This window comes from Rhodocaloribacter litoris (assembly GCF_011682235.2).
In the GTDB taxonomy this organism is placed as follows: domain Bacteria; phylum Bacteroidota; class Rhodothermia; order Rhodothermales; family ISCAR-4553; genus Rhodocaloribacter; species Rhodocaloribacter litoris.
Window position 1 is genome coordinate 1,326,842 of the sequence record NZ_CP076718.1, and the last position, 16,677, is coordinate 1,343,518.

At 68.6% G+C, this 16,677-nt stretch carries 14 protein-coding genes and 1 CRISPR repeat array; of the genes, 11 read left to right on the top strand and 3 right to left on the bottom strand.

All coding sequences use genetic code 11. The annotated features are described in order from the left end of the window. Nucleotides 1-51 precede the first annotated feature (51 nt). From casA to GQ464_RS05580, 11 genes are all read left to right on the top strand, one after another. On the top strand, nt 52-1,695 hold the full coding sequence (gene casA, locus GQ464_RS05530; RefSeq protein ID WP_166977429.1) for a type I-E CRISPR-associated protein Cse1/CasA: 1,644 nt from the start codon (nt 52-54) through the stop codon (nt 1,693-1,695). Beyond that, the gene (casB, locus tag GQ464_RS05535; protein WP_166977427.1) at nt 1,692-2,225 is read left to right on the top strand and encodes a type I-E CRISPR-associated protein Cse2/CasB; all 534 of its coding nucleotides are present in this window, start codon (nt 1,692-1,694) and stop codon (nt 2,223-2,225) included. Before casA ends, casB begins: the two co-directional genes overlap by 4 nt. Nucleotides 2,226-2,299: 74 nt before the next feature. Further along, a complete protein-coding gene (cas7e, locus tag GQ464_RS05540) occupies nt 2,300-3,505 on the top strand; it encodes a type I-E CRISPR-associated protein Cas7/Cse4/CasC (protein ID WP_166977426.1) in 1,206 nt (401 codons plus the stop codon). Beyond that, entirely contained in the window at nt 3,502-4,242 is a 741-nt protein-coding gene (gene cas5e, locus GQ464_RS05545; protein ID WP_166977424.1) for a type I-E CRISPR-associated protein Cas5/CasD, read from the top strand. Before cas7e ends, cas5e begins: the two co-directional genes overlap by 4 nt. Nucleotides 4,243-4,270: 28 nt before the next feature. After that, nucleotides 4,271-4,939 carry a type I-E CRISPR-associated protein Cas6/Cse3/CasE gene (gene cas6e, locus GQ464_RS05550; protein WP_166977422.1) on the top strand — a complete coding sequence of 223 codons (669 nt, stop codon included), beginning with the start codon at nt 4,271-4,273 and terminating at the stop codon, nt 4,937-4,939. Nucleotides 4,940-5,000: 61 nt separating this feature from the next. Further along, on the top strand, nt 5,001-5,321 hold the full coding sequence (locus tag GQ464_RS05555) for a nucleotidyltransferase domain-containing protein (RefSeq protein WP_166977420.1): 321 nt from the start codon (nt 5,001-5,003) through the stop codon (nt 5,319-5,321). After that, nucleotides 5,318-5,719, top strand: a complete 402-nt coding sequence (locus GQ464_RS05560; RefSeq protein WP_166977417.1) for a HEPN domain-containing protein — start codon at nt 5,318-5,320, stop codon at nt 5,717-5,719. The genes GQ464_RS05555 and GQ464_RS05560 overlap by 4 nt, the downstream gene beginning before the upstream one ends. Before the next feature lie 126 nt (nt 5,720-5,845). After that, entirely contained in the window at nt 5,846-6,562 is a 717-nt protein-coding gene (gene cas1e, locus GQ464_RS05565) for a type I-E CRISPR-associated endonuclease Cas1e (RefSeq protein WP_228350638.1), read from the top strand. Next, the gene (locus tag GQ464_RS05570) at nt 6,535-6,780 is read left to right on the top strand and encodes a hypothetical protein (RefSeq protein ID WP_228350639.1); all 246 of its coding nucleotides are present in this window, start codon (nt 6,535-6,537) and stop codon (nt 6,778-6,780) included. The genes cas1e and GQ464_RS05570 overlap by 28 nt, the downstream gene beginning before the upstream one ends. Beyond that, the gene (cas2e, locus tag GQ464_RS05575; RefSeq protein ID WP_166977415.1) at nt 6,777-7,079 is read left to right on the top strand and encodes a type I-E CRISPR-associated endoribonuclease Cas2e; all 303 of its coding nucleotides are present in this window, start codon (nt 6,777-6,779) and stop codon (nt 7,077-7,079) included. The genes GQ464_RS05570 and cas2e overlap by 4 nt, the downstream gene beginning before the upstream one ends. Before the next feature lie 64 nt (nt 7,080-7,143). Then, nucleotides 7,144-11,143: direct repeats of the CRISPR family, unit length 29 nt; unit sequence CCTATCCCCACGCCCGTGGGGGTGAACCG. Between the two features lie 96 nt (nt 11,144-11,239). Then, nucleotides 11,240-11,497 carry a hypothetical protein gene (locus GQ464_RS05580; RefSeq protein WP_166977497.1) on the top strand — a complete coding sequence of 86 codons (258 nt, stop codon included), beginning with the start codon at nt 11,240-11,242 and terminating at the stop codon, nt 11,495-11,497. A 317-nt stretch (nt 11,498-11,814) separates the two neighbouring features. On the opposite strand, the gene GQ464_RS05585 is transcribed toward GQ464_RS05580, so the two are convergent. From GQ464_RS05585 to GQ464_RS05595, 3 genes are all read right to left on the bottom strand, one after another. Further along, on the bottom strand, nt 11,815-13,032 hold the full coding sequence (locus GQ464_RS05585; RefSeq protein ID WP_166977413.1) for an amidohydrolase family protein: 1,218 nt from the start codon (nt 13,030-13,032) through the stop codon (nt 11,815-11,817). A 16-nt stretch (nt 13,033-13,048) separates the two neighbouring features. Then, the gene (locus GQ464_RS05590) at nt 13,049-14,338 is read right to left on the bottom strand and encodes an amidohydrolase family protein (RefSeq protein WP_166977411.1); all 1,290 of its coding nucleotides are present in this window, start codon (nt 14,336-14,338) and stop codon (nt 13,049-13,051) included. 125 nt (nt 14,339-14,463) lie between these two features. Further along, nucleotides 14,464-16,554: an AAA family ATPase gene (locus tag GQ464_RS05595; protein WP_228350640.1), complete on the bottom strand. Its 2,091-nt coding sequence runs from the start codon at nt 16,552-16,554 to the stop codon at nt 14,464-14,466. Nucleotides 16,555-16,677 lie beyond the last annotated feature (123 nt).

The following is a 16,677-nucleotide window of genomic DNA, read 5'->3' on the forward strand; positions in this document are numbered from 1 at the left end:
TTCGGACTCGTCATCCTGTATCCTTCCCGTTCCTAAATCTGTCTGACCAACATGCCCTCCTTCAACCTGATCCATGAACCCTGGCTGCCGGTGCTCGACGCCGACGGCCGGCGCCACGAGGTGGGCCTTCGTGACGCGCTGGTCCACGCCCACCAATGGCGTGAAGTCTATGCGGACAACCCCATCGAGACGGCGGCGCTTAACCGACTACTCCTGGCTATTGTCATCGACGGCTTCCTGCCGCACCCGGACGAGGACGCCTGGTGGGACCGCTGGGAGGCCGGCCGCTTCGACGAACATGCCGTCGATGCCTACTTCGCCGACCCCGTGCGAGCGGACCGGTTCGACCTGCTGCATCCCGAGCGCCCGTTCTACCAGCACCCGGAGCCGCTGGCGAAAGATCCTGCGCCGCTGAGCAAGCTGTTTCACGCCGAGGCCAGCGGCAACAACGCCACGCTGTTCGGACACGAGGTAGATGCCTTCCCCCGCCCCCGATCGCTGGCCGAGACGGCCCGCGCCGTGGTCTGCACGCAGGCAGCCGCTCTTGGCGGCGGGGTGTCGAAACCGTTCAACTTTTCCCATGCCCCGCTCGTGGGCGGGGCCGTCTTCTGGATCCGGGGCCGTTCCCTCTTTGAAGCCCTGCTGCTCAACGCCTCCCCCGAGCCCGATGCCCGCATGATGCTGCACGAGAACGACGATCCCGGGTGGCCACCGGCCTGGGAACGCCCGCTGCCCGAGATCCATGCGCGGCGCCCGGTGCACGGCTACCGGGACTACCTGACGTGGCAGGCTCGCCGCCTGACGCTGGTCACGGAAACCCAGCCCGGCGGTGAGACGGTCGCCACGGCTGTCTACATCACTCAGGGCGACAAGGACGACCCGCTCGTCCAGAACGACCCGCTGATGGCTTCGGCCGTCTCGAGAAACAAGGGCGTCTTCCCCTACGGCCTCCGGGCGGACCGGGCCGTATGGCGCGATGCGGACACGCTGTTCAAGCTTCTGCGGCCCGGCGAGGGCGGCAGCCCCCGCACGTTCTCGTGGCTCCGCGAGGTGCACCGCCTCACGGGCATCGACCGCTATGCCGTGGATGTGTTCGGCCTCATCAACGACCAGGCCAAGGTTGAGATGTGGCGGCATGAGCAGATGCCCGTCTTCCCCGCCCTGCTGGCCGACGCGGCGGACGAGGGCCAGCCGATCCACCAGATCCAGGGTGCGCTCGATCTCGCCAACGAACAGTCGGATATTATCAAAAACGCCATGTGGTGGACTTCTGCCTATTTAGTTTTACCTCCAAAAATGGGAGATACACGCTCTAGAGAAGAAATCGATGAAAATATTATTCAAGAGGCCAGAAAGCTGCCTAAAGATAAGAAAACGAAAAAGAGCCGGATTGACAGACTTGTCGATGCCATTGATGCACGTCCCTCTTTCTGGGCAGCCCTGGAACCCCACTTCCACGCCTTCCTGGCCCGGCTGGCCGAGCACGCCGCGGACGATTACGACACCCGCCAGGCCATCCTCTGGGACTGGGCGAAGATCGTCTATGAAGCCGCCCGGGAGGCGTTCCGGGCCGCCACCGCCCACCTCGACCGGGATGCCTGGCAACTCCGCGCCGTGGCCGAAGGAACGCGCCGCCTCATGCGCCCCAGAGCCTTTCGCGAACACCTTCAAACCCTGACCACGGAGGAAGCATGACTGCTGAAACCACCACTCCCCGGGCCACACGCCTCCAGGGAACCGACTTTGTCGGCTACCTGATCGGTCTGGCCCATCGGTCCGAAGCGGGCGACAGCACCGCCCGCGCACGGCTGGCCCGCCTGCGCCGCACCCTCACGGGACGAACGCTGACGTACAACGGCCTGAGTGAAGTGGGCGACCAGTTGCCCGAATCCCTGCACGATGATGACCTGGAAGCCTACCTCCTGGTGGCGGCGCTGTTCGCCCTCGATCCCGGAACCGTAAGCCCCAGAGAATCCCTGGGTGCCACCCTGCGCCGCCTGCGTGCCGAACTCTCCGCCGGCGCCGAGAGCCTGGACCGGCGTGTGACGGCCCTGCTCGACGCCGACGCCGGGGACCTGCCCTACCGGCTCCGACAGCTCGTGCAGCAACTGGCGTCCCGCGGCCTCACCCCGGACTACCTCCGCCTGCTGAACGACCTGCTGGCCTGGAACCACCCGCGCCGCTTCGTGCAGCGTCAATGGGCCCGTGACTACTGGGTGGGATGACCGTCCTGCCCGGATGATTCACGCAACGACCTTTCACACACCCTCTGTTCACCCCTTAACCCTTCTATGACACCATGAAGATCGAACTCCACATCCTGCAGAACTTCCCCCCGGCCAATCTGAACCGGGACGACACGGGCTCGCCGAAAGATTGCGAATTCGGCGGCGTGCGACGGGCCCGTATCTCGTCGCAATGCCGAAAGCGGAGTATCCGCACCTCTCCGGTTTTCCAGGAAACGCTCGGCGAGAACATCGCCATTCGTACCAAGCAGAGCGACAAACCCCTGGCCAAACGCCTCGTCGAAAAGCACGGCTTCGACGAGGACGAGGCCCGGAAGCTGGCCCGGGGGCTGGTGGGCAAGATGCTCGGATGGGACGAGGCCAAGCAATGCACGAAGGTGCTCTTTTACGTCGGCTACGACGAACTCGACCGGCTGGCCGAGCTCATCCACGAACACGTCGATACGCTCCGGGAGGCCCTCCAGGCCATAGAGGCCCTGGGAGACGATGCCTCCAAGAAAGAGCGTGAGGCCGCCGAGAAGGCGTATGACACGGCCCTGGGCGAACTGGTCAAGGCCTTCACGAAAGAAACGCGGGACCACATCCGCGCTGTCGACATCGCCCTCTTTGGTCGAATGCTGGCCGAAGTGCCGGGCATGAACATCGACGCTGCCTGCCAGGTGGCCCACGCCATCTCCACGAACAAGGTGGACATGGACTTCGACTACTTCACCGCCGTGGACGACCTCAACCCGAAGGAGGAGACCGGCGCCGGCATGATCGGCACGACGGGTTTCAACTCGGCCTGCTTTTACAGCTACGCGCTCATCGACGCCGACCAGCTGGCCGCCAACCTGAACGGGGATCGGGCGCTGGCCGTCGAGGGCATCAAGGCTTTTCTGAAGGCGGCGCTCCACGCCATACCCTCGGGCAAGCAGAACAGCTTCGCTGCCCAGACGCCGCCGTCGCTCTTCATGGCCGTCGTGCGCGAGAACGGCGCCATGCCCTGGTCGCTGGCGAACGCCTTCGTGGAGCCGGTGCGGGGGCCGCGCCGCGAGGGAGACCCCGGCCTGGTGGAGGCCTCCGTCCGCGCCCTCGACGAGCACTGGGCCAGCCTGGCGGAGATGTACGGCACCGAGGGTACGCACTGCTTCGTCAAGGTGGCCCGCGACGTGGATGTGCTCAAGCACCTGGCCGGCGCACGGGTCGAGACGGCCCGGGCCGTGATCGACGCCGTGGCCGAAAGACTGGCTCCGTGGAGCCGGGAGGTGGCGGCATGACGTACACGCTGCTCCTGCGGCTGGCGGCCCCCCTGCAGGCCTGGGGCCTCCAGAGCCGCTTCTCCATCCGCGACACCGCCCGCGAGCCGACCAAGAGCGGCGTCCTCGGGCTGGTCTGCGCCGCCCTCGGGCGCCCGTGCCATGCCGCTATCGACGACCTCCGTGCCCTCCGCCTGGCCGTCCGCGTCGACCGGGAGGGCCTCGTGCGCCGCGACTTCCACACGGCCCAGAACGTGCTCATCGCCAGCAACACGGCGCGGCAGATCGAGCGCGGCCGGCCGAAGCTCAAGGACACCGAACCCTCGGTGCGCTACTACCTGGCCGATGCCTGGTTTACGGTGGCCCTCGCCGGCCCGGACCGCAACCTGCTTCAGGCCATCGACGTGGCCCTGGGGGCACCCCGCTGGCCCCTTGCCCTCGGGCGCAAGGCCTGTGTGCCGGGCTGGCCCGTGCGGATCGTGCAGGAGGACGGCACCCCCCTCGGACCGCTTGCGGGCCATCCGCTCGAGGTGCTCCGCGCCTTCCGCGACCCCCTCGGGGATGACGCGCCGACGGCCCCCGAGGACGGATGGCGCTTCGTCCTCGATGCCGACGTGCCCCACCCGGCCCTGCGCGTGGCGCAGATCCGGATACAGCCCGACGACCCGCTCTCGTTCCACAACCGGCGGTTCCTGCCCCGGCGGGTCGTCGTCGGCTTTGCCTCCCCGACCGGGGACGCCGGCGTGTCCAGAGAATGAAGCCCTCGCAGCAAAACGATATGGATTCATGTACCTGAGCCGACTTTTCCTCAACCCGCGCAACCCCGGCGCCCGGCGCGATGCAGCCCGGCCCTACGAGCTCCACCGGACGCTCCTGCGTGCCCTCGAACACGCTCCGGACCCTGAGCGCCTGCTCTTCCGCCTCGAGCCCGAGCGCGGGCCGGGCGTGCCGGTCGTCCTCGTGCAGACCGATCACACCCCGCCCGACTGGGGGCCACTCATGGCAAACGGCTACCTCCTGCGCGCCGACGGCCCGAAAGCCTTCGAGCCTGCCCTGCACGCCGGGCAGCGGCTCCGCTTCCGCCTCGTCGCCAACCCGACGGTGAAGAAGAAAGTGCCGGGCAAGAAGCACGGCGCGCGTGTGCCGCTCATCCACGACGGGCCGAACGCGCACGGTTATCCGAGCTATCACGACTGGCTCCGGCGCCGTGCCGAGCAGGCCGGCTTCGAGGTCCTCGCCGTGCAGGACGCCCCCTTCCGCACGGCACCGAAACGCCGGAAACGAGAGGTCCCTGCCACCACCTACGAAAAGACGCAGATCCCGCTCTTCGGTGTGCGCTTCGACGGGGTGCTGCGCGTCACCGACCCCGCGCGCCTGGCCGAGGCCCTGCGCCGGGGCATCGGCCCCGCCAAGGCCTTCGGTTTCGGGCTGCTCTCCCTGGCGCCGGCCCCGTGAGCCCGTGGGCACTCCCGCGCAAGACCGGCTTATAAGGAGTGAACAGGAGGCCATGAAGACCATGCCCCATTCCATACGGCAAGCCCTCGATGAAGCCCGGCAACGGCTCGAGGCCCTGTACGGGGACCGGCTTGTGCAGGCCATCCTCTACGGCTCCCGGGCCCGCGGCGAGGCCCGTCCGGACAGCGACGTGGACGTTCTCGTGATCCTGCGCGGGGAACTCGACCTCTTCCAGGAAATCGAGCGACTGACGCAGCTGCAGCTGGCCCTGGAGGATCGATACGATCTACGCTTCTCCTTCCAGCCGTTCACGGAGGAAGCATACCTGCATCGTCAGAGTCCTTTTCTGATCAACGTCCGGGCCGAGGGAACCAGCCTATGACGCCGGAACAGCAGGCGCTTCTTGCCAAAGCCCACCGTGCGCTGGAGACGGCTTCGATCGTCCTTCGCGACGGCGACCACGACGCCGCCGTGAACCGGGCGTACTATGCCGCCTTCTATGCCGCGACGGCCGCCCTCCTTCTGGTGGGAGAGACGCCGAAGACACACACCGGCACGCATCATCGTTTCCGCCACCATTTCGTCACCACCGGCCGGCTATCCGCTGCTCCGCACGACATCCTGGAGCGTGCCTACAACTTGCGCCAACGCGCCGATTACGAAGCCCTATCCCTGTTCGACGAAACCGGAACGCGCCACCTTGTTGCCGACGTCGAGCGCTTCGTACGGGCCGTGGCGGCCATGATCGCCGCATGGCCCGATCAGAACCCGGCCCCGTGAGCCGTCCACCTTGCTCTTTGACATATTGCCCTTCATAATGTCCGCCTGACCCGGTTTAGTGTCCGGTTGGCGCGGGCCGGCCCCGTAGCTTACGACCGGTTCCGATCACACACCCCTCTGAAAACCATGTTGCCGCACTCCTACCGCGACCTTCCCCGCGTCGGCGATTCGATCTCGTACCTGTACTTCGAGTACGGGCGGGTGGAGCAGACGCGGCTGGGGGTCGAATACGTCAACAAAGACGGGCGCACGCTCCTGCCGGTGGCCGGGTTGACGACGCTCCTGCTGGGGCCGGGCACGACCGTCACGCACGCGGCCGTCCGCACGCTCACGCGGGCCGGCTGCCTGATCGTGTGGGTGGGCGAGGAAGGGGTCCGCTGCTATGCCCAGGGCCTCGGCGAGACACACAAGGCGTACAAGCTCATGCGGCAGGCGGCGCTGGCCTCGGACCCCGACGCGCGGATGAAGGTCGTCGAGCGGATGTATCGCTTCCGGTTCCGCGAGCCGCTCCCGGAAGGCCTGAGCATCGAGCAGGTGCGGGGGTTCGAGGGCCGGCGCGTGCGGGATGCTTATGCCGAGGCCGCCGCACGGTACGGCCTCTCCTGGCACGGTCGCCAATATGATCGTGGAAATTGGAGCGCCGCCGACCCGATGAACCGGGCCCTCTCGGCAGCCAACGCCTGCCTCAACGGCCTTGCCCACGCCGCTATCCTCTCGGCCGGCTACAGTACCGGCCTCGGCTTCATCCACCAGGCAAACAGCTTGCCTTCGTCTACGACATCGCCGACCTCTACAAGACCCGCCTCAGCGTGCCCGTGGCCTTTGCCACCGTGGCCGAGGTGAAGCAGGGCACGCTCCGTGAGGACCAGCTCGAGCGGGAAGTCCGTAAGCGTATGCGGCAGGCCTTCCGCAACATGAAGCTCCTGGCCCGGATCGTACCCGACATCGACCGGGTGCTGGACCTGGAGCGTGAACTGCTGCCGGACGGCTTCGACCCGGACGACGACCCGGCCCTGCCCACGCCCTGGTGGACGCCGCCGGGGGGAGGAGACGGACAATGACCGTGATGATCCTGGAACGGGTGACACCCTCGACCCGGGGCGACTTGAGCCGCTGGATGATCGAGGTGAAGACCGGCGTCTTCGTCGGACGCCTCTCCGCTCTCGTGCGAGACAACCTCTGGAAACGCTGCCTGAAACTCACCGAGAACGACGACGCCACCCTCATGCAGATCTGGTCCACGAACAACGAGCAGGGATTCGATCTGCGAGTCCACAACCCGAAAGGACGCTTTCCCTACCAGAACGAAGGGATCTGGCTCGTGATGGTGGCCGACCCCGACCCGCGCCGGGAGCCCTGAGCAGCGCAGACCCCAACCGGAAACGTTTCGCCCGATATCGGGGTTTTTGGCGTCGTTTTTTAGACCTATCCCCACGCCCGTGGGGGTGAACCGTATCTGGTGCCGGTCGTTCCCGCCCCCGGCATCCTATCCCCACGCCCGTGGGGGTGAACCGAAATGGCGCGCCGTGAAGCGCTCAAGTTCGACCTATCCCCACGCCCGTGGGGGTGAACCGGCGCGGAAGCCGAAGGCGAAGGCCGAAGCGAACCTATCCCCACGCCCGTGGGGGTGAACCGTGCTACCGCAACCCTTGATGTATGCGGCGGAACCTATCCCCACGCCCGTGGGGGTGAACCGCGGATCTGATAGCGTTTCATGGCTGTCACCTCCCTATCCCCACGCCCGTGGGGGTGAACCGCTAACGCCTCGCGAGTTTGCCCGGCGCGCAGGCCTATCCCCACGCCCGTGGGGGTGAACCGACCGGCTTGCCCTGGAGCAACGCAGGCTTGCTCCTATCCCCACGCCCGTGGGGGTGAACCGAGCCGCGCGTGCTCGACGACGCGCTCCTTCAACCTATCCCCACGCCCGTGGGGGTGAACCGTACTTTGCGGCGGTAGTCAGGTGCATCAGACCCCTATCCCCACGCCCGTGGGGGTGAACCGGAGTATGACCGCGGCTTCGACAAGCGTATCGGCCTATCCCCACGCCCGTGGGGGTGAACCGTCGAACAGGCCGTCCCTACCCTCATAGGTCAGCCTATCCCCACGCCCGTGGGGGTGAACCGTAGCCGGGCCACGGCTCGCTGCGCCGGTCCTGCCTATCCCCACGCCCGTGGGGGTGAACCGTCGGCGGCGCGGCCCACCGTCGCGAGCTGGCCCCTATCCCCACGCCCGTGGGGGTGAACCGATCTGTTGCAGAATCTCAGGACAGGCAGATCACCTATCCCCACGCCCGTGGGGGTGAACCGTAGCCGGTCGCGCCGACGGCCAGCGAGGCCATCCTATCCCCACGCCCGTGGGGGTGAACCGTAGCCGGTCGCGTTGATGGCCAACGAGTTCATCCTATCCCCACGCCCGTGGGGGTGAACCGTCGAGGCGAGGGAAAAGGAGGTTGTCGAATTCCCTATCCCCACGCCCGTGGGGGTGAACCACCCGCAGTACCTGCAGCGGCGGCATTACTACGCCTATCCCCACGCCCGTGGGGGTGAACCGTAGGGGTAGGTCTTGCCGTCGAGAGTGATCGACCTATCCCCACGCCCGTGGGGGTGAACCGAGGCGTGGCCACGGATCGCGGCGTGAGGGCCTCCTATCCCCACGCCCGTGGGGGTGAACCGGATCAGGATGCTTTGCGGATGGCGCTGGTAAGCCTATCCCCACGCCCGTGGGGGTGAACCGCCCTGCCCGCCCCCGCCGGAGATCACCCGCACCCTATCCCCACGCCCGTGGGGGTGAACCGCCCACCTGGACAACGTCACCTCGTGCGGCATCCCTATCCCCACGCCCGTGGGGGTGAACCGAATGGCCTGATCTCGTACGTGTACGGCCATGACCTATCCCCACGCCCGTGGGGGTGAACCGGGCAGGGGCTGTCCGGCTACGGGCTCTTTGCCCTATCCCCACGCCCGTGGGGGTGAACCGGTCAGGCGCACATACCGCTACCGGCTCTACACCCTATCCCCACGCCCGTGGGGGTGAACCGTTCGAGCTGCGGCCCACCTCGACGAAGGCGGTCCTATCCCCACGCCCGTGGGGGTGAACCGGCCGCCGCCGGGCGCACGGACCCGCTCGGCCTGGGCCGCCCTATCCCCACGCCCGTGGGGGTGAACCGTGCGGGTCGAAGTCGTGCACGAGGCCCGGGATCCTATCCCCACGCCCGTGGGGGTGAACCGAGCAGCGCCCGCAGCCGGCGGCTGCGCGGCCCCCTATCCCCACGCCCGTGGGGGTGAACCGGTGCTCCCGGTCGATGTGAAAAAAGTCGTGCCCCTATCCCCACGCCCGTGGGGGTGAACCGTCGCCTTGACTGTGCTCATAGGGGAGACATCACCTATCCCCACGCCCGTGGGGGTGAACCGAACGAGGCGGTGCGCCTCCGGATCGCCTTTCACCTATCCCCACGCCCGTGGGGGTGAACCGACGGCGTCCTCCACCGACACCAGGTCGCGGAGCCTATCCCCACGCCCGTGGGGGTGAACCAGAGGAGGTAGAGGAGAACCGCGTGAGCTTCGTGCCTATCCCCACGCCCGTGGGGGTGAACCGAACGAGGCGGTGCGCCTCCGGATCGCCTTTCACCTATCCCCACGCCCGTGGGGGTAAACCGCTCACGTGGAGCACCAGCCAGTAGCTCTGCAGCCTATCCCCACGCCCGTGGGGGTGAACCGGCCAACGCCTCCAAGCATAAGGCCATGAGCTACCTATCCCCACGCCCGTGGGGGTGAACCGAGGGGAGGAAGAACCGCTGGTAGAAGCGCTCCCCTATCCCCACGCCCGTGGGGGTGAACCGCGCCGGACGCCGCCCTGCTCGGGCGGGGCCTCCCTATCCCCACGCCCGTGGGGGTGAACCGAGGGGAGGAAGAACCGCTGGTAGAAGCGCTCCCCTATCCCCACGCCCGTGGGGGTGAACCGCCTACGCGATGGCCAACTCGGCCCGCGGGCAGCCTATCCCCACGCCCGTGGGGGTGAACCGGATTCGGTCATGAGGCGCATGGTTTCGTCCCACCTATCCCCACGCCCGTGGGGGTGAACCGGACGAGCGGCCGACCTGAACCTGCTGGGGCCGCCTATCCCCACGCCCGTGGGGGTGAACCGACAGGAAGCGCAGCGACGCGCCTCTTGCGCGACCTATCCCCACGCCCGTGGGGGTGAACCGGATTCGGTCATGAGGCGCATGGTTTCGTCCCACCTATCCCCACGCCCGTGGGGGTGAACCGGACGAGCGGCCGACCTGAACCTGCTGGGGCCGCCTATCCCCACGCCCGTGGGGGTGAACCGCTGGCGGCGCTCATCGCCGAGCGGGCGCCCTCGCCTATCCCCACGCCCGTGGGGGTGAACCGAAATGACATTATCTGCGCCGAAATAACTCCTGCCTATCCCCACGCCCGTGGGGGTGAACCGCAGCTGCACCCGCTTGCAGAACAGGGGCCAGTCCTATCCCCACGCCCGTGGGGGTGAACCGAAAGCGGTGTTCTACGGCAAGGACACCAGGGGCCTATCCCCACGCCCGTGGGGGTGAACCGTGACAGGCGTCTTGGACGGGTTTGAAAGCAACCCTATCCCCACGCCCGTGGGGGTGAACCGGACGCCGACCGGATCGTTGTCAACAGCGTTGGCCTATCCCCACGCCCGTGGGGGTGAACCGGAGCGGGGGGAGGCCGGGCGCGACGGGCCGGGCCTATCCCCACGCCCGTGGGGGTGAACCGGGTGGGGCTGTTGAAGGCGAGAAAGCCAACTCCCTATCCCCACGCCCGTGGGGGTGAACCGGATTCGGTCATGAGGCGCATGGTTTCGTCCCACCTATCCCCACGCCCGTGGGGGTGAACCGGCTGCGCTCGATGGTCGCAGTCACACGAATAACCTATCCCCACGCCCGTGGGGGTGAACCGTCGCCGGCGAGGCTCGTCGGGCGGCCCTGGTACCTATCCCCACGCCCGTGGGGGTGAACCGGCCGCCAGCACGTGCTCGGACCCCCGGACGACCCTATCCCCACGCCCGTGGGGGTGAACCGACGGAAAACGCCACCGTGAAGGCGGCCCCGCCCCTATCCCCACGCCCGTGGGGGTGAACCGCGCATCGGGTACACGGAATTCGACAACCTGGACCTATCCCCACGCCCGTGGGGGTGAACCGGACAAAGACCAGTTGGAGTTGGCGATCAGTTTCCTATCCCCACGCCCGTGGGGGTGAACCGTATGCGCACGAGAACATGTCGTCCACATACTCCTATCCCCACGCCCGTGGGGGTGAACCGCACTACGGCGGGAGGGTCCTCGACCTGATGAACCTATCCCCACGCCCGTGGGGGTGAACCGACGGAAAACGCCACCGTGAAGGCGGCCCCGCCCCTATCCCCACGCCCGTGGGGGTGAACCGGCACCGTCATGATCGTCGACCAACAAATGCGCATTCGGGGCGTATATCACAGCGCAGACGTAGACAGGACGTTCGAAAACTGGTCGCGTGGGCAGTTTGGCTGAGAACCGGACGTTAGAACTGGCCATAGCGGAGGCCGCCGAATTCGAGCCCGGGCGCTATCCGGGAGGGCTCGCGGTGGCCTTCTTCCGCCTGATGGACGTGCCGCAGGACAAGACGCCCGACCGCTGGGCGGAGCTGCGCCGGGCCCTACGCAACAACCCCCACCTCGAGGACCCCGACGTGCAGGCGTTCCTGTCACGGCCGGACCTGGCGGCCCGAGGCTACTGGTGGTTCGACCCGGAGCGGTGGTGATCGGACGTTCGGCCGCGTCTGGACGCGGAACGCGTCCAATCGGCCCAACGCGTCCGCTTTGCCACACCTCTTGCTATAAATCGTGGTAGATGCTGCAGGTGATGCGGATTAGGCTGCGGGCAAGAGGCCCTCATGCCACCATCCGCACCATGCAGCCCAGACGCCTCCCCTATCCCCACGCCCGTGGGGGTGGCCGTGCGCCCCGCCGTGCCGCACCCACGGCGGGGTCCTCGCCGGCCTTTGCAACCCGGTGCGGGAGTGGGCCGGCGAGGCGGCCACAGCCGGTATCGGCGACGTGCCGGAGCGTCCGGGGGCGCTCACCGGCAGGTCTCGTGGACGGGCTCGCCGTCGATGATCACCGTGCAGACGTGCGTGGTGTACTCGAAAGGATCGCCGTCGAACAGCACCAGGTCGGCATCCTTGCCCGGCTCCAGCGAGCCCACCCGGTCGGCCACGCCCAGGATCCGGGCCGCCTGGAGGGTCAGCGCCTCGAGGGCGGCCTGGCGAGGCAGTCCGTTGGCCGCCGCCATGGCCGCTTCGAACAGCACCACCCGGGTCTTGGGCACATAGCCCTCGAAGCCGCTCTGGAAGGCGAACGGGATGCCCGCCGCGTGCAGCCGGGCGGCCGTCTCCAGCGTCGCCCCTACCGCCTCGCCGCCGGGCCGCACCATGGTCGGATGCAGGATCACCGGCACGCCGGCCTGCCGGATCTCATCCAGCACCAGATAGGCCTCGGCCACCCCGTCCAGCACCAGCCGGAAGCCGAACTCCCGCTGCAGGCGCAGGGCCGCCATGATCTCGGGCACCCGCTGGGCCGTGATCAGGAGCGGCACCTCCCCGTCGAGCACCCGGACGAGCATCTCCATCCCCAGGTCCGGGTCCGGGCGGCGGGCCGGGTCCGCGGCCTGCTGCTTCTGGCGATAGGCCCGGGCCTTGAGCAACTCGGCCCGCAGCAGCGCCACGGCCTTGGCCCGCGTGCCCGGGCTCTTGAAATACCGCTCGATCATGGGGCCGAGCGTCGCCGCGACCGCGGCGACCGAGTCGAGGAGCGCCTCCGACACCGTCTCCCCGCGGGTCTTGACCAGCATGGTCTGGCCGCTGATGACCGCGCCGGGCCCGTGGCCGGTGTGCAGCGTGGTGACCCCGAAGCTGCGCACCCACCCGACGAGCTCCTCCCGGGCGTTGTAGGCGTCGAACGCCCGCAGTTCCGGCTGGACGGGATCGGACGTATCCAGCTGGTCCTGGTCGTGATCGATGTTCAGGATACCGGCCAGCCCCACCACGCTGTGCGCGTCGATGAGGCCCGGCGTCACCACCACCGCTTCGAGGACCCGGTAGCCCGCGGGGATGGCGACACGTTCGGCCGGTCCCACCCGTTCGATCTTGCCGTCACGGATCAGGACGACCCCGTCCGGGATGGGCGCACCGGCCATCGTGTAGAGCGTGTCGGCGCGGACGGCCAGCTGGGCCTGCCCGGGAGCGGCCACGAGCAACGACCCGGCCAGCAGCGCAAACAGACGAAACAGGCTTTTCATAGCGCAGGTCCGGCTTTCAATGATCATGAACGAAGGTGTCGCCGTCGTCGAAGACGTCGGCGCCCCCGACGGCGTACGGGCGGTCCTCCGGGTCGGCGCGGTCGAACACCTTCTGCCCTTCCACCCAGGTCTGCTCCACGTGGGTATAGACGCTGAGCGGGTCGCCCGAGAGGAGGATGAAGTCGGCGTCCTTGCCGGGCTCGAGCGAGCCGACGCGGCCGGCCAGGTCCAGCATGCGCGCCCCGGCCAGCGTGAGCGCCTCCAGCGCCTTTGCGGCGGACATGCCGGCCCGCACGCCCAGCGCGGCCGACCGCAGGAACCAGCGCGAATCCGTGATCAGGTCGTCGGTATGAAAGGCCACGTCGGCCCCCGCCCGTTCCAGCACCGCCCCGTTCTCCATGCGGATCTCGGAGGCTTCCTGCTTGCCACCGGGCGAATCCAGCACGATGATCGAGGCGGGGACGCCGGCGGCGGCGATCTCGTCGGCCACCTTCCAGGCCTCGCTCACATGGTGCAGCACTACCCGGAAGCCGAACTCCCGCCGCAGGCGCAGCACCGTCAGGATGTCGTCGTGCCGGTGCGTGTGGAAATGGACGACGCGCCGGCCGTCGAGCACGTCGAGCAGCGCCTCCATGTCCAGATCCCGCTCCGGCATTTTGGTGGAGTCGCCCGCGGCCTGTTCCACCTTGCGGCGATAGGCGAGCGCCTTCGCAAACTGCTGGCGCACGAGCGCGGCGGCCCGGGCCCGCGTGCCGGGAAACGGCGGATCGCCCTGCGGGTTGGTCCCGTTCGCCATCTTGAGCCCCCCGCAGACCTCTCGCAGGGGATCCCGGCAGTAGAGCAGGTCCTCGACGGTGTCCCCCTTGCGCAGCTTCAGGTAGGCCGTCTGCCCGCTGAGCAGGTGGCCCGAGCCCGACATGACGTTCACCGTGGTGATGCCGCCGGCGCGGGCACGATGCACCGAACTGTGCCGCACGTCGATGGCGTCGAGGGTACGGACGGCCGGATGGAGCGGGGCCGAGCGGTCGCCGCCCTCCACGCGCCCGATGTGGGAGTGGGTATCGACCAGCCCCGGCATGATCACCTTGCCCGTCACGTCGTGTACCACGGCACCGGCCGGGACGTCCACGGCGCCTTCGGGACCGACGGCCACGATCCGGCCCTGCCGCACCACGAGCACGCCCTGCTCGATGGGCGGCCCGCTGATCGGGTAGAGCGTCGCCCCCCGGAAGACGACCGGCTGCTCCTGCGCGAGCGCGCCGGACGGCCACAGGACGAGCAGTAACAGAAGACCTACGTTCCGCATGTGCATCTGGGTTCTGCTTTCACGTAATCGTACTTGCCGGCTCTTTCCCCGCAACACCCGAAGACGCCCGCCATCTGCCTGAAGAGCACGGGGCCCAAAGTTAGGAAAAAGCGAGGCAAAAATGCTCACTGCTCTTCGGCCAGCGCCAGGGCCTCGTCGAACCGGACGCCGACGAGCTGGGAGACGCCCTGTTCCTGCATGGTGATGCCGTACATCCGGTCGGCCGCTTCCATGGTGCGTTTGTTGTGCGTCACCAGGATGAACTGGGTCGAGTCCGCAAAGGAGCGGATGAGTTTCATGAAGCGGTCGATGTTGGCATCGTCGAGGGGGGCATCCACCTCGTCGAGGATGCAGAAGGGGCTGGGTTTGACGAGATAGATGGCGAAGAGCAGGGCGATGGCCGTGAGCGTCTTCTCGCCGCCGGAGAGCTGGGCGAGCGTGCTCGGGCGCTTGCCGCGGGGCCGGGCTATGATTTCGATGGGCGACTCGAGCGGGTCGTCCGGATCGGCCAGCATCACGTCGGCCGACGCTTCGCCGCCGAAGAGCTCGGCAAAGAGCCGGACGAAGTTTTCCCGGATGGCATTGAAGGTCGTCAGGAAGCGCTCGGAGGCGGTGGTGTTGATCTCGTCGATGGTGCTGAGCAGGGTGGCCTCGGCTTCTTCGAGGTCCCGGAGCTGGCCGGTGAGAAACTCGAGGCGGCTGTTTTCTTCCCGGTAAGTTTCGAGGGCGAGGGCATTGACCGGCCCCATCGTGCGGATTTCGGCCCGCAGTTGCTGCACCTCGGCCCGGGCCGCCTGCTCGTCGAAGCCGGGTTCGAGCGGGACCGGATCCTCCGGCAGGGTGCGGCCGAAGCTTTCCTCGACGTGGGCGAGCAGATCACCGAGGCGGGTGCGCACCTCGGCCAGGCGCACCTCGTTCTGGCTTTCCTGGCGCAGATCGTTTTCGCGCTCGCGTCGCACGTCGCGGAGGCGGGCTTCGAGGTCGGAGATGGCGGCGCGGGTTTGCAGGAGGGCATCCCGTGCGGCGTTGACCTCCGTCTCGAGACCGGCATACCCGGCCTGCAGGTCGTCGATTTCGCGGTCGAGGGTTTCGAGGCGGGTGTGCAGTTCGGCCTGTCGTTTTTCGAGGCGTTCGCGGGCGGCCTCGTTTTCCCGGTCGCGGCGGTCGAGGTCGGCCAGGGCGGTGCGGGTGCGTTCGAGGTCGCGTTGCAGGTTGTCGTGGCGGTTGCGGGCCTCGACGGCGGCGACTTCAGCCTCGTTGTGCCGGTTCAGGGCGGCGCGGCTCTCGGCGTCGGCCTGGCGGAAGGCCTCCTCGGCCTCGTCGCGGCGGGCCCGGGCGGCGTCGAGGGCGGCGGCGGCGGCCTCCGTCTCGGCGGCCAGGGCGGCGTGCTCCGCCTGCACGGCGTCGAGGTCGGCCTGGAGGGCGGCGCGGCGTTCGGCCAGCGCGGCGCGACGCTGTTCGAGGGCTTCGCGGGCGGCCAGAAGGCGGGCCTGTTCCTTCTCGGCCCCGGCCAGGTCCCGTTCGGCCTCGCTGAGGGCGGCCCGGGCCGCGTCGAAGGGGACGGCGTCGAGGGCGGCCCGGGCCGCGTCGACCTCGGCTTCGGCCCGGGCCAGGGCTTCGGCGTGCCGGTGCAGCATCTCGCGGGCGGCTTCGCGCTGCGCCCGGCGCCCGATGCGGGCGGCCGCCGGCGTGGTCCCGGCCGAGGGACCGCCGCCGTGAAGGAGCCCGCGCGCATCGACCCATTCGCCCGAGCGGGTGAAGAAGCGTGCCGGGGCGGGGACGGTGGCCGCCAGCGCCTCGGCCGTCGCCCGATCCTCGACCAGGTAGGCATCGAAGAGGAGCACGGCCGGCAACCGTTCATAGCCCGGCAGGGCCCGGACGAGCTCCGCCAGCGGGCGAGCCCCTGCGGGGGCCGGGGGCGACGGCACGGGTTTGAGCCGCTCCATCACCAGGAACGTGGCGGCGCCCTTCGCGCCGGCGTGGAGCCGGGCCATGGCCCGGTGGGCCTCGGCCTCGGTGGCGACGACCAGGCAGCCGGCGAGCTCGCCCAGGGCTGCGGCAAGGGCCGGACGACCGGCCTCGCCGGCTTCGGCCGGGGCGAGCACGTCGGCGACGGTGCGCAGCTCGCCGTCGGTCCAGCCGGGCGTTTCGGCCAGGTGCCGGGCGGCCTCGCCGAGGTCGTCCCAGGAGGCGAGCAGGCTGTCGAGGAGTTGCACCTCGGCGGCGGCGGCCTCGTGGCGGCGTTCGGCGTGCCGCCGGGCTTCGAGGGCCGCTTCGAGCGCGGCCCTCCGGGCGGTGCGTTCCGTCTCAGCCTCGGCCAGGGCGCGGCGGGCGGCCTC